General features: G+C 53.5%; 14 protein-coding genes. 9 read left to right on the forward strand and 5 right to left on the reverse strand.

All coding sequences use genetic code 11. From position 1 onward, the window contains the following. Nucleotides 1–22: 22 nt before the first annotated feature. On the forward strand, nt 23–919 hold the full coding sequence (locus HPC37_RS03275; RefSeq protein WP_208121799.1) for an endonuclease/exonuclease/phosphatase family protein: 897 nt from the start codon (nt 23–25) through the stop codon (nt 917–919). Here HPC37_RS03275 and HPC37_RS03280 read toward each other — a convergent pair. From HPC37_RS03280 to HPC37_RS03295, 4 genes are read right to left on the reverse strand one after another with little or no spacing between them, the layout of a single operon-like run. Then, nucleotides 906–2,189 (reverse strand): multifunctional CCA addition/repair protein, encoded by a 1,284-nt coding sequence (locus tag HPC37_RS03280; protein ID WP_235961353.1) that lies wholly within the window; start codon nt 2,187–2,189, stop codon nt 906–908. The two genes, HPC37_RS03275 and HPC37_RS03280, sit on opposite strands and share 14 nt — an antisense overlap. Beyond that, entirely contained in the window at nt 2,176–2,784 is a 609-nt protein-coding gene (locus HPC37_RS03285; RefSeq protein ID WP_208121800.1) for a TIGR04211 family SH3 domain-containing protein, read from the reverse strand. Before HPC37_RS03285 ends, HPC37_RS03280 begins: the two co-directional genes overlap by 14 nt. Before the next feature lie 55 nt (nt 2,785–2,839). Further along, nucleotides 2,840–4,102: an inorganic phosphate transporter gene (locus HPC37_RS03290; protein ID WP_208121801.1), complete on the reverse strand. Its 1,263-nt coding sequence runs from the start codon at nt 4,100–4,102 to the stop codon at nt 2,840–2,842. A 24-nt stretch (nt 4,103–4,126) separates the two neighbouring features. Beyond that, nucleotides 4,127–4,807, reverse strand: coding sequence for a TIGR00153 family protein (locus HPC37_RS03295; protein ID WP_208121802.1), 681 nt, complete (start codon nt 4,805–4,807; stop codon nt 4,127–4,129). Nucleotides 4,808–4,987: 180 nt separating this feature from the next. On the opposite strand from HPC37_RS03295, the gene HPC37_RS03300 reads away from it, so the two are divergent. From HPC37_RS03300 to rnd, 7 genes are all read left to right on the forward strand, one after another. Then, nucleotides 4,988–5,974 carry a CYTH domain-containing protein gene (locus HPC37_RS03300; RefSeq protein ID WP_208121803.1) on the forward strand — a complete coding sequence of 329 codons (987 nt, stop codon included), beginning with the start codon at nt 4,988–4,990 and terminating at the stop codon, nt 5,972–5,974. Nucleotides 5,975–5,976: 2 nt separating this feature from the next. Next, nucleotides 5,977–7,350 (forward strand): DNA repair protein RadA, encoded by a 1,374-nt coding sequence (gene radA, locus HPC37_RS03305; protein ID WP_208121804.1) that lies wholly within the window; start codon nt 5,977–5,979, stop codon nt 7,348–7,350. A 2-nt stretch (nt 7,351–7,352) separates the two neighbouring features. After that, on the forward strand, nt 7,353–9,278 hold the full coding sequence (gene yoaA / locus HPC37_RS03310; RefSeq protein ID WP_208121805.1) for a DNA repair helicase YoaA: 1,926 nt from the start codon (nt 7,353–7,355) through the stop codon (nt 9,276–9,278). Between the two features lie 120 nt (nt 9,279–9,398). After that, nucleotides 9,399–10,112, forward strand: a complete 714-nt coding sequence (gene tsaB / locus HPC37_RS03315; protein ID WP_208121806.1) for a tRNA (adenosine(37)-N6)-threonylcarbamoyltransferase complex dimerization subunit type 1 TsaB — start codon at nt 9,399–9,401, stop codon at nt 10,110–10,112. Nucleotides 10,113–10,115: 3 nt separating this feature from the next. Continuing rightward, the gene (locus tag HPC37_RS03320) at nt 10,116–10,664 is read left to right on the forward strand and encodes a Slp family lipoprotein (protein ID WP_208121807.1); all 549 of its coding nucleotides are present in this window, start codon (nt 10,116–10,118) and stop codon (nt 10,662–10,664) included. Between the two features lie 46 nt (nt 10,665–10,710). After that, nucleotides 10,711–12,411, forward strand: a complete 1,701-nt coding sequence (gene fadD, locus HPC37_RS03325) for a long-chain-fatty-acid--CoA ligase FadD (RefSeq protein ID WP_208121808.1) — start codon at nt 10,711–10,713, stop codon at nt 12,409–12,411. Then, nucleotides 12,404–13,558 carry a ribonuclease D gene (gene rnd / locus HPC37_RS03330; protein ID WP_208121809.1) on the forward strand — a complete coding sequence of 385 codons (1,155 nt, stop codon included), beginning with the start codon at nt 12,404–12,406 and terminating at the stop codon, nt 13,556–13,558. The genes fadD and rnd overlap by 8 nt, the downstream gene beginning before the upstream one ends. Here rnd and mnmC read toward each other — a convergent pair. Further along, nucleotides 13,555–15,564, reverse strand: a complete 2,010-nt coding sequence (mnmC, locus tag HPC37_RS03335) for a bifunctional tRNA (5-methylaminomethyl-2-thiouridine)(34)-methyltransferase MnmC2/FAD-dependent 5-carboxymethylaminomethyl-2-thiouridine(34) oxidoreductase MnmC1 (RefSeq protein WP_208121810.1) — start codon at nt 15,562–15,564, stop codon at nt 13,555–13,557. The genes rnd and mnmC overlap by 4 nt on opposite strands. A gap of 194 nt (nt 15,565–15,758) precedes the next feature. Here mnmC and fabB point away from each other — a divergent pair, with 194 nt between their 5' ends. Next, nucleotides 15,759–16,976 carry a beta-ketoacyl-ACP synthase I gene (fabB, locus tag HPC37_RS03340; RefSeq protein WP_208121811.1) on the forward strand — a complete coding sequence of 406 codons (1,218 nt, stop codon included), beginning with the start codon at nt 15,759–15,761 and terminating at the stop codon, nt 16,974–16,976. The last annotated feature ends 84 nt before the right edge of the window (nt 16,977–17,060 follow it).

Raw genomic sequence — 17,060 nt, forward strand, 5'->3', positions numbered from 1 at the left:
AATTGTTATATTAGCCTCAAGCATGCAAGCGAGCGACAAAATGGGACAAAAATGCAAATTAGGCTGCCTGCTGGTGGCCATCTTGGGAGTGGCAGTGGCTTATCATTACATTAAACCGTTGAAAATTTTCCCCCAGCCTGAGATTGACACCATCAATCTGCCCGCGCCTGCCCACAGTGAGCAGGTGGCACAAAGCACCCACAATTTGCGCTGCTTTGAGCATGCCCCACCCGCGCCGATTGCGCGCAAAAAGCGCTTTCGTTTAGTGGATTGGAACATTCACAAAGGCGAGGACAGTGGCTGGCAAGACAAGCTCAGCCATTATGCCGAACAGGCTGATTTTTTGCTGCTGCAAGAGGCCTCCCAAAACAATCACCTTGAGCGCATTTTGCCGCGCAGCAAGCCGTGGCACGGCATTCATGCAGGCACATTTTCTTATCATGATGCGATGTCGGGCGTGATGCTGCTGGCCAATTATTTGCCGCAACGTTATTGCATCGCCTCCGAGCAAGAGCCGTGGATCCGTATCCCGAAAATTGCCCAAGCGGCGCATTTTCCGCTTGGTGATGACCGCACTTTGCTGGTGATCAACGTGCATTTGGTCAATTTTGAATGGAACCCAAAAAACTACGAGCAGCAACTCAAAGCGATGTTTGATATCATCAACCAGCATCAAGGCCCAATTATCCTCGCCGGGGATTTCAACAGCTGGCGGGCGCGGCGGATGCGCTTGTTGCAGCGTTTGGTGGCGCACTATGGCATGCAAGAGGTGAAGTTCAATCCCGATTTTCGCAAGCGTTTTATGCACAACGCGCTCGATCACATCTTTGTGCGCGACATTAAAGTGCTCAATGCTTGGACAGAGCGCACCCAAGCCTCCGATCACAACCCGCTGGTAATGGACTTCACCCTTGAGTGAACCGCACTTTGGCTTTTTCAACGAGCTGGGCGCGGGCCAGTGCCAGTTGCTCGCGGATTTGTGCCCCTTGCCAACTTTGTTTGATGATGGCCTGCACATCAGCGTGTTGCGCGGCGTTGAACAGCGCCAGCACAATGTCGGCTTGCGGGTATTCAACCTCTTCAAAGCCCAGTCGGCCGCGGGAATCGGCACGGCACACCAGCGCTAAATCACGCAAATTTTCAGGCTTGCGCCAAGCGTCGATTTGGTCAAAAAAGCGCACAATGGTGCTTGGCTTCATCTCCATAATGCGGTGAACATGGGTGTGAAAGCGGCAACTCAGCTGCGCAAAGTGCGCCACCGTGTTGGGCACTTTCAACCGTTGGCACAGCGCTTTGACGCTTTTTACGCCGCGCTCTTCATGGCCGTAGTGATGCGGCAAAATCTCAGGCTGGGTCAGCGCCTTGCCCAAATCATGGGTGAGGGCGGCAAACCGCACTTTGATTTTGCGCGCACTTTCATCACCAACAGTCAGCCGCGCGCTTTGCTCAAGCACCATCAGAGTGTGAATGCCGCTGTCGATCTCAGGGTGGTGTTTAGGCGGGTTAGGCACACCGAAAAGGGCGTCGATTTCAGGCATCAACACCGCCAGCGCGCCGCACTCATGCAGCGCATTGAAAAAGCACTGCGGGCTGTCGCTCACCAAGGCCTTTTCACACTCCAGCCACACCCGCTCAGGGGTGAGGAAGCTCAGCTCACCGGCGTTGACAATCTCACGCATTAAATCCAGCGTTTCGGGCGCGATTGAAAAGCCAAGATGGGCAAAGCGGGCATAAAAGCGCGCCACGCGCAGCACGCGCAGTGGGTCTTCAGCAAAAGCAGGGGAGATGTGGCGCAAAGTGCGGTTTTCAATATCGTTCACACCGCCATAAGGGTCGATCAATTTGCCATCGGAGGATTGCGCAATGGCGTTGATGGTTAAATCGCGGCGAATTAAATCTTGCTCAAGGGTGACGCTGGGGGTGAAATCAAAGGCAAAACCTTGGTAGCCGTGGCCGGCCTTGCGCTCAGTGCGCGCCAAGGCATATTCCTCATGGCTTTCGGGGTGCAAAAACACAGGAAATTGCGCGCCGACTTGGCGAAAGCCTTGGCGCAGCATCGCTTCAGGCGTGGCGCCCACCACCACGTAGTCGCGGTCTTTGACCTCAAGGCCGAGCAGGGCATCACGCACCGCGCCGCCGACGAGATAAATTTGAGGCTCGACCGCACTTTGCATATTAAGCCCAGCCATCACGGCGACGGCGTGGGAACAAGCGTGGGATAATCAAGCCCAGCAACAAGCCCACCAGCATCACCGAGCCGCCGTATAAAAACCAGCGGATGATAATTTCTTGTTTTTCCGCACTGAGTAGCGCTTCATATTCTTTATTTTTGTTTTGCACTGTCACCAGTTGGCGTTTGAGCTGGCTATTTTGCTCTAGCAGCTGGCTGCTTTGAGTTTCCGCTTGGCGAGTGCGGCGTTGCATTTCACTCACCCGTTGTTGCCACTCTTCATCAATTTTGTTGAGTTTCAAACTCAGCTCTTGGATTTGGTTTTTCAACGCCGGCACTTGAATTTTAGCGCTGGGCTCAGCGGAGAGTTCGTTCGTCAAAATCCAGCCTTCGCGGTTGCGGCTGTCGCGAATGAGGCTGTATTTGTCTTTTTGATTGAGAACATTGACCTTTTCGCCGGCTTTGATGGAGCCTGAAATGCGGTATTCATCGCCCGCGCCTTTGCGCAAATAGGTGCTGAGATCGTCGGTGACATAGCGCGTGTCAGCCAACACAGGGGCGGTGAGAGAAAGTGAAAGTGCGGTGAGAATGAGTGTTTTCAGTCTATTTTTCATAGAAATCCTGTTTATAGTTATGTCGCTGGCCAACGTGTGGCCAGCCTAAATTGAATTATAGAAAGATAGCGTGTAATAAATAATAGAAGATAATAGCAAACAATGCGCCAGCGGGTAAAGTAATCACCCAGGAGGCGAAGATGTTGCGAATCACACCGAGGTTGAGTGCGGCGATCCCGCGGGCGAAACCGACACCGAGCACCGCGCCGACCAGCGTTTGCGTGGTGGAAATTGGCAAACCCGTGCCCGAGGCGACCACGACTGTGATAGCGGTGGCAAATTCGGCCGAAAAGCCACGGCTTGGGGTGAGATCGGTAATCCCGCCACCGATGGTGCCCATCACGCGGTAGCCCATCAACGCAAGGCCAAAGACAATCCCGACCGCGCCGAGAGGCAAAATCCACCAAGCAATCGCACTTTTCGCGGCAATCACGCCGCCGCCGTGGATAATCGCCACCACGGCAGAAAGCGGCCCAATGGCGTTGGCCACGTCATTTGACCCATGAGCAAAGGCCATGGAGCAGGCAGTGAGCAACATTAAGATGCTAAAGACCTTTTCCACCCCGCCGAAGGTGCCGCCTTGCACGCGGTTTTCGAAGGATTTACTGCGGAAGTAGAAATAACAAAACACTATAGAAGAGATGCTGATAACGAGTGAGATTAAGAACGTTTCAACACCCGTGAGGTGTAACCCAACGTGCTTGAGCCCTTTGGTCATAGTGACGATGCTCAAGATAAAGCTGGTTAGCCCCATGTAATACGGGCCATATTTTTTGGCGTTATCCAGCGGGGTTTCGGTGTCGAAAATCAGCTTTTGGGTGCTGATGAAAATGGTGTAGGCGACAATCCCTGAAATCACCGGCGTGATAAACCAGCTGCCGACAATGCTTTTCACCGTGCCCCACTCGACGGTGTGCGGGCCGACGGTGACGCAAGCAAAGCCAATCAACGCGCCCACAATCGAGTGGGTGGTGGAAACAGGCCAACCCATGTAAGAGGCGATCAAAAGCCAAGCGCCGGCGGAGAACAGCGCCGACATCATGCCCAGCACCAAGGTTTGTGGCTCGCCGGCAAACAGGGTTGGGTCAACAATCCCGCTTTTGATGGTTTGTGTCACCTCACCGCCGGCTAAATAGGCGCCAGCAAACTCAAAAATCATCGCGATCAGCACCGCTTGTTTGGCGGTGATGGTGCCGGAGCCGACCGAGGTGCCCATGGCGTTGGAAACGTCGTTTGCGCCGATGCCAAACGCCATCAACAGCCCTGCTATGGCAGTGATGATGATCACCAACTGCCCATATTGTGCAATAAATTCCATAAAAAATCCTTGCTTGAAGCCTCGTTACGAGCGCGCGAGCATCAATTCAATGCGCGATCCCACACGTTGTGCTTGGTCTGCCAGCACCCCGATCCACTCAATGATTTTGTATAAAAAGATCACATCAATCGGTTTGAACTGATCTTCAATCGCCATCAACGCGCGGCGCAGCACCACTTGTTGGTGATCGGTGTCGTCTTCAATGGTGTCAAGGGAGTTGATCATCTTATTCACAAAGCTCAACTCGCGGCCTTTAAAGCCCGTCTCCAGCAAGCTTTCCATCTCTTCAATCACCAAATTGGCTTGGCGAGAGGCATCGAGGCTGCGTTTCACATAGGCTAAAAAGTCATCTTGGAGTGATTCAGGAATATACAAGTGGCGGCCAATCACACGGCCTGAGACATCCTTGGCGTAGTTGGCGAGCTTGTCTTGCTGGGTGACCAATTCCAACAAATCGGTGCGATCAACAGGCATAAACAAGCCGCGCGGCAGGCGCAGGCGGATTTCACGCTTGAGTACATCGGCCTCACGTTCAGCAAGGGAGATCTTCTCACGCAGTGCCTCCGCGGTGTCCCAGTCTTTGGCAAATGAGGCTTCAAAAAAGGGGATTAAATAATCACAGCATTCGCTGACTTTTTTGGAGTGTTTTTCCAGTGGCTTGAGTGGGGATTGAGCGAAAAGCCCTAAGATATTGTTGATCGGCATTGTTTGACTCCTAAAAATGGATAATGACAATAGCGTCATTATACCTAAATTCACGCCCTTGCACATTGAAAAATCCATCGTTGTGACAATTGCGCCAACCGCACTTTTGCCTTTTTCAGGTCACAAATGGCAAAAAGGCTGATATAATCAAGCCCAAACAAAAAACAAAAAAGGATAAATATGTTGCCAGAAGTTGAAGTTAAACTCCTTGTTAAACAAAATGTTGCAACATTCTTAAGCCAAGCATTGAGCGATTATCGGGTGCTGTCACACACCCAAGCGGTGCTTGGCAATTGTTATTACGACAGTGAGGATCACTTTTTCTCCCGCCACAAAATGGGGCTGCGGGTGCGCACAGTCAATGATGCCTTTGAGCTGACGTTAAAACTCTCAGGCCAAGTCACCGGCGGGCTGCATCAGCGGCCAGAATACAATGTGCCACTGGCCAGCCCAAAGCCTGATTTAAGCCGCTTTGCGCAGTTTAGCGAGCTCAATTTTGAGCCGCCTTTAGCGCAGTTGCAATCAAGCCTGCGGGCGATTTTCAGCACCGATTTCTTGCGCCAAGCGTGGACAGTGGAGCTTGGCACTGGCGCGGTGATTGAAGTGGCGCTTGACCAAGGGGAAATCATTGCAGGCGAGCGCCGTGCGCCGATTAGCGAAATTGAGTTTGAACTCAAGCACGGCAGCGTGGCGGATTTGCTCACCTTTGTTTCTCACATCAGCTCGCTTGACGGCGCGCGTTTTGGCCAGCTGAGCAAAGCCGAGCGCGGCTATCAACTCAGTGGCATTGCGCCTAGCCAACAAAAGCCAACAATGGCACTACCAAGTGCGGTATCGCAAGCGGATTTAAGCCCGCTTTTAGCCTATGAATTGCGCTTGATTGAATATGCCTTGCAAGGCCAAGGCGGGTTGCCTGAGCTGACCGCACTTTACCAATTTTGGCAACAGCAACGCTCAGCGATTGAGGCGATCGTCAATGAAAACAGCCAAGTGCGGTTGCTCGCGCCAAGTGAGGAGTTTTTTGAGCTCAATGCGCGGATTTTAGGCAAACTTGAGGCCATTGCCGCACTGCCGCCTCAGGCGCAAGCCAGCAGTCTGGAAACACTTTTTCACGCCAACGTGTGCACGCGTCGGCATCTCTTTTTAATTCAATTGAGCATTGGGTGACGATGGCAAAAGCAGCAAAAAAAGCCTTTGTATGCAACGACTGCGGCGCGGAATATGCCCGCTGGCAAGGCCAATGCAACGCCTGCAAAGCGTGGAACACCATTACAGAAGTGCGCATTGCTCCTGCGGTGGCCAAGGGCAGCCGTTTTAGTGGCTATGCCGGCGAGCAAAGCAGCAAAGTGCAAACGCTCTCTGAAATTTCGTTGCAGGAATTGCCGCGCTTTTCTAGCCAATTTCACGAGCTGGATCGCGTGCTGGGCGGCGGCGTGGTGCCTGGCAGTGCGATTTTGATTGGCGGCCACCCAGGCGCGGGCAAAAGTACGCTGCTGTTGCAGGTGATGTGTGCGCTGTCGCAAAAAATGAAAACCTTGTATGTCACCGGTGAAGAGTCTTTGCAACAAGTGGCGATGCGCGCTAATCGTTTAGGCTTGCCAACCGATCAACTGCGGATGCTGTCAGAAACCTCTGTGGAGCAAATTTGTGCCACCGCTGATGTTGAAAAACCACAAATTATGGTGATTGACTCCATCCAAGTGATGCATTTGGCGGATATTCAATCCTCGCCTGGCAGCGTGGCGCAAGTGCGCGAGTGTGCGACTTTTTTGACCCGTTATGCCAAAACGCACCATGTGGCGATCATCATGGTCGGCCACGTCACCAAAGACGGCACGCTGGCTGGCCCAAAAGTGCTGGAGCACTGCATTGATTGCTCGATTTTACTTGAAGGCGAGGCCGACTCGCGCTACCGCACTTTGCGCAGTCAGAAAAACCGCTTCGGCGCGGTCAATGAACTCGGCGTGTTCGCGATGACCGAGCAAGGCCTGCGAGAGGTGAAAAACCCATCCGCAATCTTCTTAAGCCGCGGCGAAGAGCAAACGCCAGGCAGCTCAGTGATGGTGATTTGGGAGGGCACGCGCCCCTTGTTGGTGGAAATTCAAGCGCTGGTCGATCACTCTATGCTCGCCAATCCGCGCCGTGTGGCGGTGGGGTTGGAGCACAATCGCCTAGCGTTATTGCTTGCAGTGTTGCACCGCCATGGTGGCTTGCAAATGTCGGATCAAGACGTATTTGTCAACGTTGTCGGTGGCGTGAAGGTGACAGAAACTGGCGCGGATTTGGCGCTGCTGTTGGCGCTGATTTCGAGCCTGCGCAATCGCCCATTACCGCAAGATTTGGTGGTGTTTGGCGAAGTGGGTCTAGGCGGTGAAATCCGCCCGGTGGCCAGCGGGCAGGAGCGCATCAGCGAGGCGGCCAAGCACGGCTTCAAGCGCGCGATTGTGCCTTTTGCCAACAAGCCTAAACACGCCATTCGTGATATGCAGGTGTTCACCGTGAAAAAACTCACCGACGCACTGGATGTGCTTGAGCAATTTTGATTATGGCGAGTAAACTCTCCACCACGGTGAAAAAGGCCTTTGCCAAAAACGGCACCTTGGCTGAGCACATTCAAGGCTTTCAGCCGCGCGCGGAGCAAACCACCATGGCAAGTGCGGTCAGCCAAGCCATCGAGGGCACATCGCAGCTGGTGATTGAGGCAGGCACGGGCACGGGCAAAACCTTTGCTTATCTTGTGCCAGCGATGCTTTCAGGCAAAAAAACAATCATCTCCACCGGCTCCAAAAATTTGCAAGATCAGCTCTACAAACGCGATCTGCCCACCATTCAAAAAGCGTTGCAATACAGCGGCAAGCTGGCGCTGCTCAAAGGGCGCAGCAATTACCTCTGCCTTGAGCGGCTTGATAAACTCATCGCTGAAGGCGTGCTCGGTGATCGCAGTGTGCTGGCCGATCTCTCCCGCGTGCGCCAATGGCAAGCGCAAAGCAGTAGCGGCGATTTGAGTGAGTGTGACTCGATTGCTGAAGACAGCCCGCTGTTGCCACAGTTGACCAGCACCAATGAAAACTGCTTAGGCTCAGATTGCCCGCAGTACAAAGAGTGCTATGTGCTCAAAGCGCGCAAAAAGGCGCTTGATGCCGATTTGGTGGTGGTGAATCACCATCTTTTTTGTGCCGATATGGCGGTTAAAGAGGGCGGTTTTGGCGAGCTAATTCCCAACGCCGACATTGTGATTTTTGACGAAGCACACCAGTTGCCCGACGTTGCCAGCCATTACTTTGGGCTTTCACTGAGCGCGCGGCAATTGTTTGATCTCTGCCGCGATGCCACCTTGTGCTATCGCACCGAGCTCAAAGACGCCAAGCAGCTCAACACCGCGGCCGATCACCTCAACAAAATTGTGCAAGATGTCCGCTTGTTGCTTGGTGACGGCAATCAGCGTGGCAATTTGCGTGAGCTGTTGCAATCGAGTGCGGCGCAAAGTGCGGTTGACACATTGGCGAAAAATCTGGCGTTTTTGCGTGATGTGGCCAAAACCCACTTGGGGCGCAGCCCCACCATCGACAGCATTTACGAGCGCATCAACGGCCACATCGCCACCCTCGAGCGCATTTGCCAAACTCAGCAAACGGGCTTTTGCTATTGGTATGAAACCTTTAATCGCCTGTTCACGCTGCACATCACGCCACTGACCGTGGCGGAAAAATTTGGCCAGCAGCTCAACGATCACCCCGCTGCGTGGGTCTTCACCTCCGCCACGCTCGAGGTGGGCGGCACGTTTGATTTCTTCTGCCAACGCATGGGCATCACGCAAGCGCGCGAGATTGTGCTGGCATCCCCGTTTGATTACCAGCGCCAAGCGATGCTGTGCGTGCCGCGCTATTTGCCTGCCAGCAACCAGCGTCACACGGCGGCAAAACTCGGCGAGATGCTCCAAGGCGTGATTGAAGCCAACCACGGGCGCTGTTTTTTGCTGTGTACCTCTTATCAAATGATGAGCGATTTAGCCCAATTTTTGCGTGACAATTCCTCGCTCAACGTGCTCTGCCAAGGCGACAGCAGCAAGCTGGCCCTGCTGGAAAAATTCACCCAAGAGAGTGACAGCGTGCTGGTCGCCACGGCGAGCTTTTGGGAGGGGGTGGATGTGCGCGGCGATGCGCTGAGTCTTGTCATCATCGACAAACTGCCGTTCACCGCACCCGACGAGCCGCTGCTCAAAGCCCGCATTGAAGACTGCCGACTGCGCGGCGGTGACCCGTTCCATGACATTCAATTGCCAAGTGCGGTCATCACCCTAAAACAAGGGGTAGGGCGGCTGATTCGCGACGTCAGCGACCGCGGGGTGATCATCATCTGCGACAGCCGCCTTGTCATGCGCCCTTATGGCCAAACCTTTATCAAAAGCCTCCCCAACGCCCAACGCACCCGCGATCTAGAAAAAGCAACGGTGTTTTTGGCGCAAAAGTAACCATTTAAGGCATGAATAACATTTCTCTTTTAAAGCCAATAGCAATGGATTTTAAAACAATGCTTTTATGCTAAAATACCCCCACTCAACAGCGCGTAGGCGCGATTTTAGGGATGAATTATGACAACTTTATTGGCATTGGATACGGCAACGGAGGCGTGCTCGGTGGCGTTGCTACGTGCAGGCGAGGTGATAAGCTTAGATGAGCTCAGCCCAAAGGCGCACACTAAGCGCATTTTGCCGATGGTGGATGAAATTTTGGCCACCGCGGGCATTGCCCTTAGCGATGTGGATGCGTTGGTTTATGGCCGCGGGCCTGGCAGCTTCACCGGAGTGCGCATAGGCTGCGGCATTGTGCAGGGGCTGGCGCTGGGGGTGGATTGCGGCGTGATTGGCATTTCAAACCTCACTGCCATGGCACAGGCGGCGTATCAAAAGTGCGGTGCCAAAACCGCACTTTGCGCCATTGATGCCCGCATGGGCGAGGTGTATTTCTCCGCCTTGCAACACCAAGCCATCACCCTTGATGAGCAAACGTTCGACAGCTGGCAGGCGCTGATGGCGGAGCAAGTGCTGCCGCCTGAGCAGTTGCTTAGCATACTTGCTGAGAAAAACATTCACGCTGAGGCCTTTATTGGCACGGGCTGGCAGGCCTATCCTGCGCTTTCAAGCGTGGTGAAAAGTGCGGTTGAAATCACACTGCCGTCAGCGCAATATATGCTGCCATTAGCCCAAGCAGCTTTCAAGCAGGGGCAGGTGCAAGACGCGTTAGCGATTGAGCCTGTGTATATCCGCAATCAAGTGACCTGGAAAAAACTGCCAGGCCGGGAGTAGAAGATGAAATATAATTATTTAGTCCTTGCACTGGCGGTCAGTGCACTGTCTGCTTGCCAACTGGCGCCACAAGGTTTGGAGCGCGGTGAGCACACTCTAATCAGCTTTGACCAACTCGCCGCGGCCGACAGCCAATGCCAGTGCGTGGGTGTGCGCTTGGGTGGCAAAGTGATTTCAGCCAAAGCGCTGAGCAACACGCAAAGCGAGCTGGAAGTGCTCAGTTTGCCGGTGGATAAATACAGCGCCAAGCCTATCCCTGAGGCGCACAGCAACGGGCGCTTTATTGTACGCATACCGCACTTTATCGACCCATTGAGCATTCAAGAGCACTACATCACCGTCAAGGGTAAATTGGCCGGCGAGCAGCTGGGCAAAATTGACCAGGCAGAGTATCGCTTTCCTGTGATTAACGCCGAGCGCGTGCACCGCTGGCAGACGTATGTCGAATATTATAACGATGAAGACCCGTGGTATGGCGTGCGTTCGCCGTTTTTCTTGCAAGGGGGATTTTTGGAATTACCTGTGATAAAAACGCGGATAGCATTGCAATAAGTGGATTAACTTGTTATAAAGCCTAAAAAAATAACGGAAAGAGTTTATGGAAAAAATTTGGTTTGATAATTACCCACCCGATGCCGAGCGCGAGATAAAAACCGACAAATACCGCACTTTGCTCGATATGTTCGACACCGCTGTGCGCGAGCGCCCCGATCAAGCAGCCTACATCAACATGGGCAAGGTGCTGACCTGGCGCAAGCTCGAAGAGCGCTCCCGCGCCTTTGCTGCCTATTTGCAAAATGAATTGAAACTCAACCAAGGCGACCGCGTAGCGCTAATGATGCCCAACTTGTTGCAATACCCCATCTCGCTTTTTGGTGTGTTGCGCGCAGGCCTAATTGTGGTCAACGTCAATCCGCTTTATACCCCACGCGAGCTTGAGCATCAGCTGCAAGACAGCGGCGCCAAAGCGATTGTGGTGGTCTCCACCTTTGCTGCCACGTTAGAAAGTGTGGTGAAAGAAACCGACGTGAAGCACGTGATCCTCACCCGCATGGGGGATCAGCTCTCGTTCGGCAAACGCAATTTGGTCAACTTTGTGGTCAAATACATCAAAAAACTGGTGCCGAAATACAAACTCCCAGGTGCTGTGACCTTCCGCGAAGTGCTGCGCATTGGCAAATTCCGCCAATATGTCCAGCCAGTGGTGAAACCTGAAGATATCGCCTTTTTGCAATACACGGGCGGCACCACAGGTGTGGCAAAAGGCGCGATGCTGACGCATAAAAATATTTTGACCAACATCTTCCAAGCCAAATGGGTGGCGGAGCCTTTTTTACGCAACTCGCAACACCGTGAGGCGATCATCGCGTTGCCGCTTTACCATGTGTTTGCCTTGACGGTGAACTGTTTGCTCTTCGTGGAGCTGGGCTTAACCGGGATTTTGATCACCAATCCGCGCGATATCAACGGCTTTGTGCGTGAGCTCAAGCGCCATCCGTTTGTGGCGATAACCGGCGTGAACACCTTATACAACGCCTTGCTCAACAACGAAAACTTCCGCGAGTTGGATTTCTCCACCTTGTTGTTGACGGTGGCCGGTGGCATGTCCGTCAACCAATCGGTGGCCCAGCGCTGGCATAAACTCACTGGCACCAACATTATTGAAGGCTACGGCATGACCGAGTGCTCGCCACTGATTGCCGCCTGCCCGCCGCACGCCAAAGAGCACAATGGCAACATCGGCGTGCCCGTGCCGAACACCGACATCAAAATCCTCAACGACGAAGGCCAGGAGGTTGGCATTGGTGAGCGTGGAGAGCTGTGGGTGAAAGGCGATCAAGTGATGAAAGGCTACTGGCAGCGCCCAGAGGCGACCGCCGAGGTGCTTAAAGACGGCTGGATGGCAACAGGCGACATCGTCGTGATGGGTGAAGATCACAACCTCAAAATTGTCGATCGCAAAAAAGATATGATTAACGTGTCAGGCTTTAACGTCTTCCCGAACGAGATTGAAGATGTGGTGATGCTCAACTACAAAGTGGCGGAAGTGGTGGCCATTGGCGTGCCAGATGCGCGCAGTGGCGAAAAAGTGAAAATTTTTGTGGTTAAACGCGATGAAAGTTTGACCCAAGATGAGCTGCGCAACCACTGCCGGCAGCATTTGACCGGCTACAAAGTGCCGCGTGAAGTGGAATTTCGCACCGAGTTGCCGAAAAGTAATGTCGGCAAAATCCTCCGCCGCGTGGTGCGTGATGAAGAATTAGCCAAATTTAACCAACAAGACAGTGACAATGACTAACATCCCAGTGCAAATCGATTACCAATGGATTGACAGCGATCAACGCCTCGCCGAGGTGTGCGCCAAGGCCGCTGAGCGAAGCGTGGTCGCGTTGGATACGGAGTTTATCCGCACCCGCACGTTTTATCCAAAACTTGGCTTGATTCAACTCTACGACGGCGAGCAGTTATGCCTGATTGACCCGCTGGCGATCAGTGATTTCACGCCGTTTGTTGAACTTTTAAAAAACCACTGTGTGTTGAAAGTGCTGCACGCGTGCAGTGAAGATTTAGAGGTGTTTGCGCACTATTTCAAGCAAATGCCAACTCCGATGATCGACACCCAAATCATGGCGGATTTCATGGGCTTTAACAGCTCTATGGGCTTTGCCGCGCTGATTTCGCACTATTTCGACATCACGCTCGACAAAGGCGCCTCCCGCACCGACTGGCTTGCCCGCCCGTTGAGCGACGAGCAGCTGCGCTACGCAGGCGCTGATGTTTATTATCTGCTGCCGCTGTTTTGCCAAATGCGTGAAGGTCTGAAAACGCATTGGCAAAGTGCGGTAATGGAAGAGTGCGATTATTTATGTGAAAAAACCACGCGCGTGCTCAAGCCAGAGCTGGCGTATCTCAACATCGGCAACGCGTGGCGGCTGCAAGGCGAGCGCCTTTTAGCGCTGAAATTACTGGCGCAGTGGCGGCTGAATCTGGCGATGGAAAACGACATTGCGCTGAATTTCATCATCAAAGAAACCGCACTTTTCAATGCCGCCAAGGCGATGATCAAGCAACCGGCGGCGCTGAGTGAATTTGGCGTTCACCCGCAAACCACCCGCCTTTATGGCAAAAAAATTGTGCAGCTGATTGCGCAAGCGCAAAAAGCCTCGGCAGAGAGCCACCCGCAAGCGATTGATCAAATCGCCACCCAAGCGGATTATAAAAAACGCATGAAGTTTATGCAGCATCAGCTTGAAAGTCTCATCCCTGAAAACATCGCCAAAGAGCGCTTGGCCAGCCGCAAATGGCTGCACCAGCTGATCAAATGGCATTGGTACAACCCCGCGCAAGATTTGCCGCTGCCGCGCTTGCTGCAAGGCTGGCGGGCACCGTTTGGTGAGGCGCTGCTGGCCAGCACCGCGATTGCTGAATCCGCCCACGCTGATTAGTCAATCGGCGTGCCTTTGAGTAATTTGCGCACCCAAGTGCGGTTTGGGTTGAGGGCGTGCAGCAGCGGTTGCGACAGCGGCACGGGCTCATTGGCAATAATCGAGGCCAAACTCTCCGCCAACAGTGGTGCGCTGGTCAGCCCACGCGAGCCGAGCGCGCCGAGCAGGTAAAGATTGCGCCAACAAGGCGCGTTGACAATCGGCTGCCTGCGTCGGCGCAAATTAAATAAATTGCGATACGCCTGCGCGATGCCCTCAAAGTGCGGTGCATTGCCCATGATCGGCAGACGCTCGCGCGTGCCACAGCGCACGCCCACGTTGCCTTGCATTGCCGAAACATCCACTTCATGAGCCCACTTAAGATCAATATTCTGCGTTAAGCGCGCTTTATTTTCTTCCTGTTCATGCGCTGAAAAAGTGCGGTTGGTGCTTTCGCGCACATGGCTGGCGCCCAGGCAGTGGTGTTGCGCGGCATTGTGGGGCGTGAGGTAGCCATCAAAGCAGACCACCGCCTTGAGCCCTTGCAGCGCTGGCGTTGTCGGCACGTAGCTCACCTGCCCGCGCACAGGGTAGAGCGGCAGCTTGTGCGTTTGCTCAAATGCGGTGAGATTGTGCCCGCAGGCGAGCACCACGGACTCGTGCGTAAAAGTGCGGTCAGCCGCACTGAGCTGCCAGCGGCCATCGTCGAGCGCGCTTAACTGGTCAATCGCTGTGTTGGTGACCATCTTGACACCGCACTTTTGCAAATAGTGCGCACCTTGCGCCATCAGCTGTTGAGGTGAGAGCCAGCCCGCCTCAGCGATAAAGCCACCTGAATGGGGGATGTCAATGCCACAAAGTGCGGTCAATTCGTCAGCCGATTTAAGCGCAAACAACGGCGGCTGCCACTGCTGGGCGATTTTGTCTAATTTATGTTTTACCTTACAGTTGTAAGCGCAAAGTGCCACGCCATGCCAGCCTTGTTCCACTCCGCCGAGTTGGTCACTCAATTCAGGCAAGATGCTTTTGGCATAAAGAAAGCTGTGGGCATAAATCTCACAATTGCGCCTATCATCATCACTCAATTGCGGGTAGAGCGCGCCTTGTGCATTGCCCGAGGCGCCCTGACCGAGGCTGTCGTCTTGGCAATATAACGTCACGGCAAGCCCGCGTTTAAGCAGAGAAAGTGCGGTGAACAGGCTCGCCACGCCACCGCCGATAATGGCCACCTCTCGCGTGTTTTCCCCAGGCGTGAAGGCGCTCCACGGTATTTCAGCGGCAACCGCACTTTTGTTGGGCTTAAAGCCTGTGAGCATTTCGCGCTTGTGGGCAAAGCCTTTGCGTTTTTCTACTACAAAGCCTGCTGCCTCAAGGCCTAACCGCACTTTGCTGGCCGCGGTGAAGGTGGCAAAAGTGGTGCCTTGGTGACTTAGGCGAAACATCTGTTCAAAGAGGGCGTCTGTCCACATTTGCGGGTTTTTACTCGGGGCAAAGCCGTCTAAAAACCACGCGTCAACACGCTGGTTGTAATAATCCCCCAGCGCCGGCAGGCTGTCGTGCACGTCACCGAGCCATAGATCTAAAGTGATGTGATCGCCCAAATGGCGGCGGTGGCAGCCTGGAACGGGCGTGGTAATCCAATGCTTTGCCAACTGCTGGCAATAGGGCGCAAGGCTTGTCAACCCTTGGTGGCTTTGAGTCAGTGCTTGCTGGGTGAGCGGGTATTTTTCAAAAGAGATGAAAAACAAGCGCTTGAGCGGCGCCTGCGGGTGTTGTGCGCGAAAGGCATCAAACAGCGCGCAACAGGCGAGAAAGTTCAAGCCCGTGCCAAAGCCCGTTTCAGCGATCACAAAGTGCGGTTTGCGCCAGGCTTGCCAGCGCTCAAGGAGTTGATTGCCTTGCAAAAAAACATAATTGGCCTCCTCAAAGCCTTGCGCGGGCATGAAGTAAATATCATCAAATTGCGTTGAATAAGGGGTGTTGTGGGCATCAAAGCGCACGTTGGCAAAGGGTGTTTGCGTTGTCATAAGCGGCCTTTTGTGTTTTTGCTTATTGTACGCCATCGAGAAAAGAAATGCGCGCACAGTTGGCGAAAATTTAGTCACAAAAGAATCCAAACTCAAAGAATTTCGGGATAATGCTTGCAATGTTTTAATTTATAGTAACGTATTCAGCTAACAGTTGTACGTTGAAATATCCACAGTTAAAGAAAGGTTTAAACATGAAAAGAGCAGTGATTACAGGTTTCGGTATTGTGTCAAGCATTGGCAACAATGCACAAGAGGTGCTTGACGCGCTCAAAGCGGGCAAATCAGGCATTCGTGCCATGCCCGAATTTGCTGAAATTGGCATGCGCAGCCAAGTGGCGGGCATGCTGAAAATTGAGCCTAAAGATCTGATCGACCGCAAAGTGATGCGCTTTATGGGCGATGCGGCCGCTTATGCTTATCTTTCTATGCAACAAGCCATCGACAGCGCAGGCTTAAGCGAAGAGCAAGTCTCTAACACCCGCACCGGCTTGGTGGTGGGCGCAGGCGCTGGCTCACCGCACAATCAAATTGTCGCGGCCGATGCTATGCGCGGCCCTCGCGGCGTGAAGGCCATCGGCCCTTATGCAGTGACCAAAACCATGGCCTCGAGCGTGTCTGCCTGCCTGGCCACCCCGTTTAAAATCAAAGGGATGAATTATTCAATTAGCTCTGCTTGCGCCACCTCCGCGCACTGCATTGGCCACGCCGTTGAGCTGATTCAACTCGGCAAACAAGATGTGGTTTTTGCCGGCGGCGCTGAAGAGTTGGCATGGGAATGTGCCTGCGAATTTGATGCCATGGGCGCGTTGTCAACCAAGTACAACGACACGCCAGAGCTGGCCTCGCGCACCTATGACGCCGATCGCGACGGTTTCGTGATTTCAGGCGGTGGCGGTATCGTGGTGGTTGAAGAGCTTGAACACGCCCTTGCTCGCGGTGCGACTATTTATGCTGAAATTGTCGGCTATGGCGCGTCATCTGATGGGTATGACATGGTGGCGCCAAGCGGTGAAGGCGCGGCGCGCTGCATGCGTCAAGCGATGGAAAATCTTGACAGCCCAGTGGATTACCTCAACGTACACGGCACCTCTACCCCTGTGGGGGATGTGAAAGAGCTAGAAGCGGTGCGTGAGGTGTTTGGTGACAACACACCGGCCATCTCCGCTACTAAAGCGATGACCGGCCACGCGCTGGGGGCGGCAGGCGTGCATGAGGCGATTTATTCCCTGTTAATGCTTAACCACGATTTCATCGCGCCGAGCATCAACATCAACACGCTGGATGAAAAAGCCCAAGGCATGAACATTGTCACCGAGCCAAAACTCGATGTGAAACTCGACACCGTGATGTCCAACAGCTTTGGCTTTGGCGGTACCAACGCCACGCTGGTATTCAAACGTTATCAATAATTGAGTTGTGCCCAAAAGCCCGCCGCGTGCGGGCTTTTTTGTTTAAAATCAGGTGAAAATCAAGTAAACTGATACCGCACTTTG

Source organism: Spirabiliibacterium mucosae, assembly GCF_014884965.1.
Taxonomy (GTDB): Bacteria; Pseudomonadota; Gammaproteobacteria; order Enterobacterales; family Pasteurellaceae; genus Spirabiliibacterium; species Spirabiliibacterium mucosae.

What these genes read in the sequence shown, in the direction of transcription:
- radA (WP_208121804.1), top strand. Translation starts at nt 5,977, where the DNA reads ATGGCAAAAGCAGCAAAAAAAGCCTTTGTATGCAACGACTGCGGCGCG.
- HPC37_RS03280 (WP_235961353.1), bottom strand. Translation starts at nt 2,189, where the DNA reads ATGGCTGGGCTTAATATGCAAAGTGCGGTCGAGCCTCAAATTTATCTC.
- HPC37_RS03275 (WP_208121799.1), top strand. Translation starts at nt 23, where the DNA reads ATGCAAGCGAGCGACAAAATGGGACAAAAATGCAAATTAGGCTGCCTG.
- mnmC (WP_208121810.1), bottom strand. Translation starts at nt 15,564, where the DNA reads ATGACAACGCAAACACCCTTTGCCAACGTGCGCTTTGATGCCCACAAC.
- tsaB (WP_208121806.1), top strand. Translation starts at nt 9,399, where the DNA reads ATGACAACTTTATTGGCATTGGATACGGCAACGGAGGCGTGCTCGGTG.
- HPC37_RS03300 (WP_208121803.1), top strand. Translation starts at nt 4,988, where the DNA reads ATGTTGCCAGAAGTTGAAGTTAAACTCCTTGTTAAACAAAATGTTGCA.
- rnd (WP_208121809.1), top strand. Translation starts at nt 12,404, where the DNA reads ATGACTAACATCCCAGTGCAAATCGATTACCAATGGATTGACAGCGAT.
- HPC37_RS03290 (WP_208121801.1), bottom strand. Translation starts at nt 4,102, where the DNA reads ATGGAATTTATTGCACAATATGGGCAGTTGGTGATCATCATCACTGCC.
- fadD (WP_208121808.1), top strand. Translation starts at nt 10,711, where the DNA reads ATGGAAAAAATTTGGTTTGATAATTACCCACCCGATGCCGAGCGCGAG.
- HPC37_RS03295 (WP_208121802.1), bottom strand. Translation starts at nt 4,807, where the DNA reads ATGCCGATCAACAATATCTTAGGGCTTTTCGCTCAATCCCCACTCAAG.
- HPC37_RS03285 (WP_208121800.1), bottom strand. Translation starts at nt 2,784, where the DNA reads ATGAAAAATAGACTGAAAACACTCATTCTCACCGCACTTTCACTTTCT.
- yoaA (WP_208121805.1), top strand. Translation starts at nt 7,353, where the DNA reads ATGGCGAGTAAACTCTCCACCACGGTGAAAAAGGCCTTTGCCAAAAAC.
- fabB (WP_208121811.1), top strand. Translation starts at nt 15,759, where the DNA reads ATGAAAAGAGCAGTGATTACAGGTTTCGGTATTGTGTCAAGCATTGGC.
- HPC37_RS03320 (WP_208121807.1), top strand. Translation starts at nt 10,116, where the DNA reads ATGAAATATAATTATTTAGTCCTTGCACTGGCGGTCAGTGCACTGTCT.